At 69.7% G+C, this 6,537-nt stretch carries 7 protein-coding genes; 5 read left to right on the top strand and 2 right to left on the bottom strand.

All coding sequences use genetic code 11. The features are described 5' to 3' along the window. Window positions 1-695, bottom strand: a 695-nt coding sequence (locus ON39_RS33245) for an NAD(P)H-dependent flavin oxidoreductase (protein ID WP_040740134.1), incomplete at its 3' end; no start/stop codon positions are given. Window positions 696-1,035: 340 nt separating this feature from the next. Between ON39_RS33245 and fadD5 the strand changes: the two genes are divergently transcribed. The 3 genes from fadD5 to ON39_RS33230 all read left to right on the top strand — a co-directional run bounded on the left by fadD5 (window position 1,036) and on the right by ON39_RS33230 (window position 3,791). Continuing rightward, window positions 1,036-2,607, top strand: coding sequence for a fatty-acid--CoA ligase FadD5 (fadD5, locus tag ON39_RS33240; RefSeq protein ID WP_040740131.1), 1,572 nt, complete (start codon window positions 1,036-1,038; stop codon window positions 2,605-2,607). 28 nt (window positions 2,608-2,635) lie between these two features. Beyond that, window positions 2,636-3,241 carry a cysteine hydrolase family protein gene (locus tag ON39_RS33235; RefSeq protein ID WP_040740130.1) on the top strand — a complete coding sequence of 202 codons (606 nt, stop codon included), beginning with the start codon at window positions 2,636-2,638 and terminating at the stop codon, window positions 3,239-3,241. Window positions 3,242-3,359: 118 nt separating this feature from the next. Next, entirely contained in the window at window positions 3,360-3,791 is a 432-nt protein-coding gene (locus ON39_RS33230) for a hypothetical protein (protein ID WP_040740128.1), read from the top strand. Window positions 3,792-3,822: 31 nt separating this feature from the next. Here ON39_RS33230 and ON39_RS33225 read toward each other — a convergent pair whose 3' ends face one another. Then, window positions 3,823-4,788 (bottom strand): MBL fold metallo-hydrolase, encoded by a 966-nt coding sequence (locus ON39_RS33225; RefSeq protein ID WP_246002905.1) that lies wholly within the window; start codon window positions 4,786-4,788, stop codon window positions 3,823-3,825. A gap of 164 nt (window positions 4,789-4,952) precedes the next feature. Here ON39_RS33225 and ON39_RS33220 point away from each other — a divergent pair, with 164 nt between their 5' ends. Both ON39_RS33220 and ON39_RS33215 read left to right on the top strand, forming a co-directional pair. Further along, window positions 4,953-5,192, top strand: a complete 240-nt coding sequence (locus tag ON39_RS33220) for an acyl carrier protein (RefSeq protein ID WP_040740136.1) — start codon at window positions 4,953-4,955, stop codon at window positions 5,190-5,192. Continuing rightward, window positions 5,189-6,537, top strand: a 1,349-nt coding sequence (locus tag ON39_RS33215) for a polyketide synthase (protein WP_040740126.1), incomplete at its 3' end; no start/stop codon positions are given. The genes ON39_RS33220 and ON39_RS33215, both read left to right, overlap by 4 nt.

The following is a 6,537-nucleotide window of genomic DNA, read 5'->3' as shown; positions in this document are numbered from 1 at the left end:
GTGCGGAAGATGAGCTGGGTGTCGCGCTCGGTGTGCGCGACGATCTGCTCCTTGACCTTCTGGTGCACCGCGGACTCCCGCGTGCACAGGAAGCGGGTGCCCATATTGACGCCGTCCGCGCCGAGGGCGAGGGCGGCGACCAGGCCGCTGGCGTCGGCGAATCCGCCGGACGCGATCATCGGGATGTCGAGCACCCGCGCGGCGGCGGGGATGAGGATCAGGCCGGGCACGTCGTCCTCGCCGGGGTGGCCCGCGCACTCGAAGCCGTCGATGCTGACGCCGTCGACGCCGATCCGCTGGGCCTTCAGGGCGTGCCGCACGCTGGTGCACTTGTGCAGCACCTTGATGCCCGCGTCGCGGTAGTACGGCAGGAACGGCTCCGGGTTGCTGCCCGCGGTCTCCACGATCGTGACGCCGCTGTCGATGATCGCCTGCACGTACTCGGCGTACGGCGGCGGATTGATCGACGGCAGGATGGTGACGTTCACGCCGAACGGCTTGTCGGTCAGCTCCCTGGTGCGCGCGATCTCGCGGCGCAGGTCGTCCGGCGTCGGCTGGGTGAGGGCGGTGATGAAGCCCAGGCCGCCCGCGTTGGCGACGGCCGCGACTAGTTCGGCTCGGCCGACCCACATCATGCCGCCCTGCACGATCGGGTGTTGCACGCCGAAGGTCTCGGTGAACCTGGTCCGCAGCATTGCGCTCTCCTCTGCCTCGCGCGGGCGTACCAGTTCGCCCGTAGGGCTGAATGGTGACACGGGAATCCGTGTGTTTTCAACTCATAAGTAAGCCGGGGTTCGCATCGATGGGCGAGTCGCGTGTCGTCGTCGCCCCGCCTTGGCGGCGTCGATCATGCATAAATCAGCTGCTTATCGCGTTCTGCCCATGCTCGGCCACGAGACAGCTGGATTAACGACGATTCATCACGCAATCCCTTGCCGGTGCGATAAGTTAGTTGTTATTCTTCGCTCAGTTCAGCCCGTCACCCGGTCGGCCACCCGGCGGACGCAGGTGCGGGGTGCGAGAGGAGTTCGTGGCATGACCACCGGTGCGCAGGCGCTCGACGAGCCGCTCAGGTCGCGGCGCAACCACTGGAACAACCAGATCGCCGGGCACGCGCAGATGCGCCCGGACGCGGTCGCGCTGCGCTTCCGCGGCGCGGACACCACCTGGCGCCAGTTGCACGAGCGCTCGTTGAAGTTCGCCGACGCGCTCGCCCGCCGCGGTGTCGGCTTCGGCGACCGGGTGCTGATCCTCGCGCTGAACTACCCCGAGTACATCGAGGCGGTGTTCGGCATCAACGCGCTGGGCGCCATCGCGGTCCCGGTGAACTTCCGCCTCACCCCGCCCGAGGTCGCCTACATCGTGAGCGACAGCGGCGCGAAGGCGATCGTCACCGACACCGTGCTGCTGCCGCTCGCCACCGCCGTCCAGGCGCAATCCGCCACGCTGGAGACGTGTTTCGTGATCGGCGGCCCGAGCGCGGACGGCGTGTTCGGCTACGACGACGTGCTCGCCGAGGGCGGCGAGCCGCACACCCCGCTCGACATCCCCGAGGACACCCCCGCCCTGATCATGTACACCTCGGGCACCACGGGCAGCCCGAAGGGCGCGATCCTGTCCTACGCGAACATGAACGCACAAGCCCTGACGGTGATCCGGGCCCTGGCGACGGAGCAGAGCTCGATCGGGTTCTGCACCTCGCCGCTGTTCCACATCGCCGGACTCGGCAGTCTCGCACCGTGTTTCCTGCTCGGCGCGAAGACCGTGCTGCACCCGCTCGGCGCGTTCGACCCTACGGAGTTCCTCGACGCGATCGAGCAGGAGCAGGCGACCAGCGCGTTCTGCGTGCCCGCGCAGTGGCAGGCCATCTGCGCCGAACCGACGGTGAAGGAGCGCAAGCTGGCGTTGACGGCGCTCAGCTGGGGCGCCGCCCCCGCCTCGGACACGGTGCTGAAGGCGATGGCCGACTGCTTCCCGAACGCGTTCAACGTCGCGGTGTTCGGGCAGACCGAGATGTCGCCGATCACGTGCGTGCTCGAGGGCAAGGACGCGCTGCGCAAGCTCGGCTCGGTAGGCAAGCCCATCCCGACCATCCAGGCCAGGATCGTCGACGACGAGATGAACGACGTCGCGCCCGGCGAGGTCGGCGAGATCGTGTATCGCGGGCCGACTCTCATGCAGGGCTACTGGAACAAGCCCGAGGCGACCGCGGAGGCGTTCGCGGGCGGCTGGTTCCACTCCGGCGACCTGGTCAGCCAGGACGAGGAGGGCTTCATCTGGGTGGTGGACCGCAAGAAGGACATGATCATCTCCGGCGGCGAGAACATCTACTGCGCCGAGGTGGAGAACGTGCTCTTCGCGCATCCGAAGATTCGCGAGGCCGCGGTGATCGGCCGGGCGCACGAGAAGTGGGGCGAGGTGCCGGTGGCCGTCGTCGCGCTCGCGGACGCCGGCGGCGAGCTGACGCTGGACGAGCTGACGCCGTTCCTCAACGAGAACCTGGCGCGCTACAAGCACCCGAAGGATCTGGTGATCGTCGCCGAGCTGCCGCGCAACGCGAGCGGCAAGGTCGTGAAAGTGCAACTGCGCAAAGATTACTCGTCCTGACTATAGGAAGCTAATGTAAGGTCGGGGGATGGCGACCCCCCGTATCCGCGCGGCCGTGCTCGCGCTGCACTGGCAGGTGAACGTGATCGAGCCGGAGGGCTTCTTCGGCCCGATGCTCGCCGGGCCCGTCGCGGCCGCCGGGGTCGTCGCTCGCGCCGTGGACTTCCATGACGCCGCTGCCGCACAGGGGATTCCGGTGATCTTCACCCGGTTCACCATCCCGGTCGGTGAGGGCCAGCTGGTGCGCAACACCGGCTTCATGCGGTCGGTGGGCGCGGCCCAGACCGAGTTCCGGCCGGACTCGCCGGGCAGCCAGATCATCGCGCGAATGGCCGGGCAGGCCGGCGAGGTGTTCGACACCCAGAAGCTGTCCGGCCTCGCGGGAAACACACTGGCCCAGCGACTTTCGGACGCGAACATCGACACCCTGTTCCTCACGGGCGTCGCGACCAACCTGACGGTGGCCCAGACCGCAAGGCACGGAACCGATCTGGGCTTCACCGTGCACACGGTCGCCGACTGCACCGCCGCGGTGAGCCCCGAGGCGCACGAGGCGGCGCTGGCCGACCTCGAACTAGTCACCGCGGGCTCGCTGCCCGCGGCGCGAGCGCTGGAGATGATCGGCCGCCGCTGACCGCCGTATCGGCGAGCCGATCGTGCTTGAATGAGTTCGGCAACACGACAGCTACGGCCGAATCTCGGCAGCCCATCGCCGATTCGGCCGCTTCGCCACGAGACGAGGAGCCGACTCGGTGACCTTTACCCACGTCGCGGCGGTCGCCGCGACCTCGCTCGCGATCGTGGCCTGCGCGACCGGCTGCGGCAAGGACGACGCGGACCACTCGGCGCACGCCACCGCCGCGTCCGTCACCGCCGCTCCTCTGCGCACCGCCGAACCGACTGCGGCGACCGGTAATCCGTCCGCCACCGCCGTCGTGGCCGACGTCGACTGCGGGCCGGTCACCGACGCGGGCGGCGGTACCCGCACCGTCGTCGCCGTCGGCACTCCGGCGGGTCGCGTCGGCTGCACGGAGGCGATCAATATCGCGACCACCTACGCGACGACGGTCAGCAATACCGATGCGCAAACGATCGACGGCTGGCAGTGCAAGGCGCAGCCCGATCCCGCCACGCCGTCCGTGTGCACGAAGGACGGTTTGCTCATCGGCCTGCGCGCCGGCTGAGCGACCGAGTCAGCCACGCCCGCACCCGGCCTCACCTGCCCGCGCGGGCCAGCACCGCGTCGTAGTCGTGGCTGGCGATCACCTCGATGTCGGCCGGAAGCGCGTGCAGGCGCTGGATGGTGCGGAAGGCGGCGTCGCGGTCGGCGTCGAAGAGGTTGCCCGGCATCGGGGCCTTCTCGCGGATCAGCTTGACCTGCAGGGTGTTCCAGACCGCGTCGCCCGCCAGCAGCACCCGGGTGCCGTCGTCCACCGCGAGCAGCACGCCGATACTGCCCGGCGTGTGCCCCGCCAGGTCGACCAGGACGACGGCGCCGTCGCCGAAGACGTCGTGGCTGCGCGGAAAGGTGAGCACCGGTGGCCCGTCGAGCGCCACCGGCGCGAACGTCTGGCCGCGCAACGGTTCCCGGATCACGCCGATCGGCGCCGTGTCGCCGCGCATGGCCCAGTCGTACTCCACCGCGGGAACCTTGAGTTCGATCGAGTCGGGCAGCTCTAGCAGGCCCGCGACGTGGTCCCAGTGCAGGTGGGTGGCCAGCACGAAGTCGAGGTCGGCGGCGGCGAGGTCGCGGGCGGCGAGCGCGTTGCTCAGCCCGAGCACCGGCCTGTCCGGTGACACCAGCTTGCCGACCGGGAACGGGTGGCCCGGCAGGACGCGCTCGTGCACGTCGGCGCAGAGGGCCGGATCGACAAGGAATCTGGCGCGCGGATGCTCGATGAGGAAGGCGCCCATCGACATCGGCAGCTCGCGCAGGCTGCGCACGCCCTCGGCGACGATGATGGCGGGCGTGGCCATCCTCGCCTGCGGCAGCGCGGTGAGCCGGACCGTGGCGGCGGGGTTCGGCGCGGGCGCGGCGGTGAGGCTCGCCAGGAACTCGCGGTCGGGCCGGCGGGGGCGCAGCAGCCTGCCGGGCGTCGCGGCCAGCGCGGCACAGCAGCGCGCCAGCGTGGGCAGGGTTCCGGGGCGGCCGTCGGCCAGGCGGGTGGAGTTTTCGCTCACCTCGCCACGGTAAGTCATGGGCATGGCCGGCGCGGCACGATCCCGGCCGCGCAAGAAACTCTTCTCCACAGTGCGATATCTCGGCATAATCGCGGGGGGTACCTGAGCGGCCGCGACGAGCCGCCGATGCGGGGGTAGTGCGTGTCTGGATGGATCGGAGCTCGATGGTTCGCAGTCGTGCGGCCCTCACGACCACGGCGGTGACGGCCGTGGCCGAGCTGCTCGGCGTCGACGCGACCGCAGTCTGCACCGACGCGCCGTTCTCCGCTCTCGGCCTGAACTCCACCCAGCTGGCCCGGCTGACGGCACGGCTGGAGGATGCCACGGGCGTCGAGGTCTCGCTGACCGCGATCTACGACTACCCCGACATAGACCGGCTGGTCGAGTATCTCGCGATGCGATGACCGGGGTATCCATCGTCGGAATCGGCTGCCGGGTACCGGGAGCCGAGGGCGGCGGCAAATTCTGGCGGATGCTGCTCGCCGGGCGCGACGCGAACGATCCGTCGGCGGGGCACCCGCCCGATGTCGACGCGTTCGACGCCGAGTGGTTCGGTCTCGCCGATCGGGCGGCCGCGCTGATGGACCCGCGACAGCGGCTGGCCATGGAAGTCGCGGTGGCGGCCATCGACGATGCTGGGATCGGTTATCGGACAAGAGGTTCCGGGGCGGCTGTGCTCTTCGGCGCGGACGCGCCGCATGTGACCGCCGCCGGGCTCGGGCTCCTGTCCGATCGCCTCTCCGGTGCGTTGGATCTGCGGGGACCGAGCTTGGTGCTCGACGGCGCGAACTCGTCGCCGCTGGCTTCGGTCGACATGGCGGTGCGGCTGCTCGCCGAGGGCTCGGTGCCCTTCGCGATCGTCGGCGCGGTGCATTTCGCGCCGCTGACCCACGACCCGAATCACGCTGCGGGAAGCGCGTTTTCGGCCACTACCGGCCGAGCCCTGTTCGGATGCGCGGTAGTAATCCTGCAATGCACCGAAGACGCTGTGCGCGAGGGCAATCGCGTGTACGCGGAGATCGCCGGAGTAGCGGTCCGTGCGGCTGAACATTCCGGCGGGCACTACGCGTTGAATGGGCGGACACAGCGAGACGCGTTCGGCACCCAGAACGCAAGGGCCAGGTTCGATCCAGCCGACGTCGGCTTCCTCGAATACCACAGCAAGGCAGCGGCATTGGGCGGCCACAAAGCTCCCGATGTGCTGTCGGCCTTGACCGCGGACAACCTGTCGGCGCGCGATCAGCCGATCTGGCTCGGCTCGATCCAGTCCGATATCGGCGACCTGGCGGCAGCCTCCGGCGTCACCGGCTTGATCAAGACGGCCCTGGCCGTCCATCACGGCGTCATTCCCCCGATGATCGGCGTCGACCACGCAAGCGCCTCGATGCTGGCAGAACGCGGTCTCCGGGTGCCGTCCGCCGCGGTCGACTGGAGCCCGGTGCCGCTGCGTGAACGCCGAGCGGCCCTCCGGTCCTTTAACGCGCACGCGGTGCTGCGCGGAGTCGAGTCGCCCAGTGTGGTTCGTGGCGGCAACCCGCCGGTGCTGATTCCCGTCACCGGCCGCGACGCCGCCGAGTTGGGCGCGCAGGCCGATCGGCTCGCCGACAAGCTCGAACACAGCGACGAGCAGCTGCGCGAATTCGCCTCCGCCGTATCACGATTGCTGCCCGACCGGACCCGAGCCTGTGTGCTGGTGCAGGACCGGCCCGATGCGATTCGGCGGCTACGCGCTGTCGCGCAAGGCGATTC

Origin of the sequence: Nocardia tenerifensis NBRC 101015 (assembly GCF_000308715.1) — a bacterium.
Lineage (GTDB): Bacteria > Actinomycetota > Actinomycetes > Mycobacteriales > Mycobacteriaceae > Nocardia > Nocardia tenerifensis.
The sequence above is the reverse complement of the archived record's forward strand: the minus strand, read 5'-3'. Positions and strand labels throughout refer to the sequence as shown.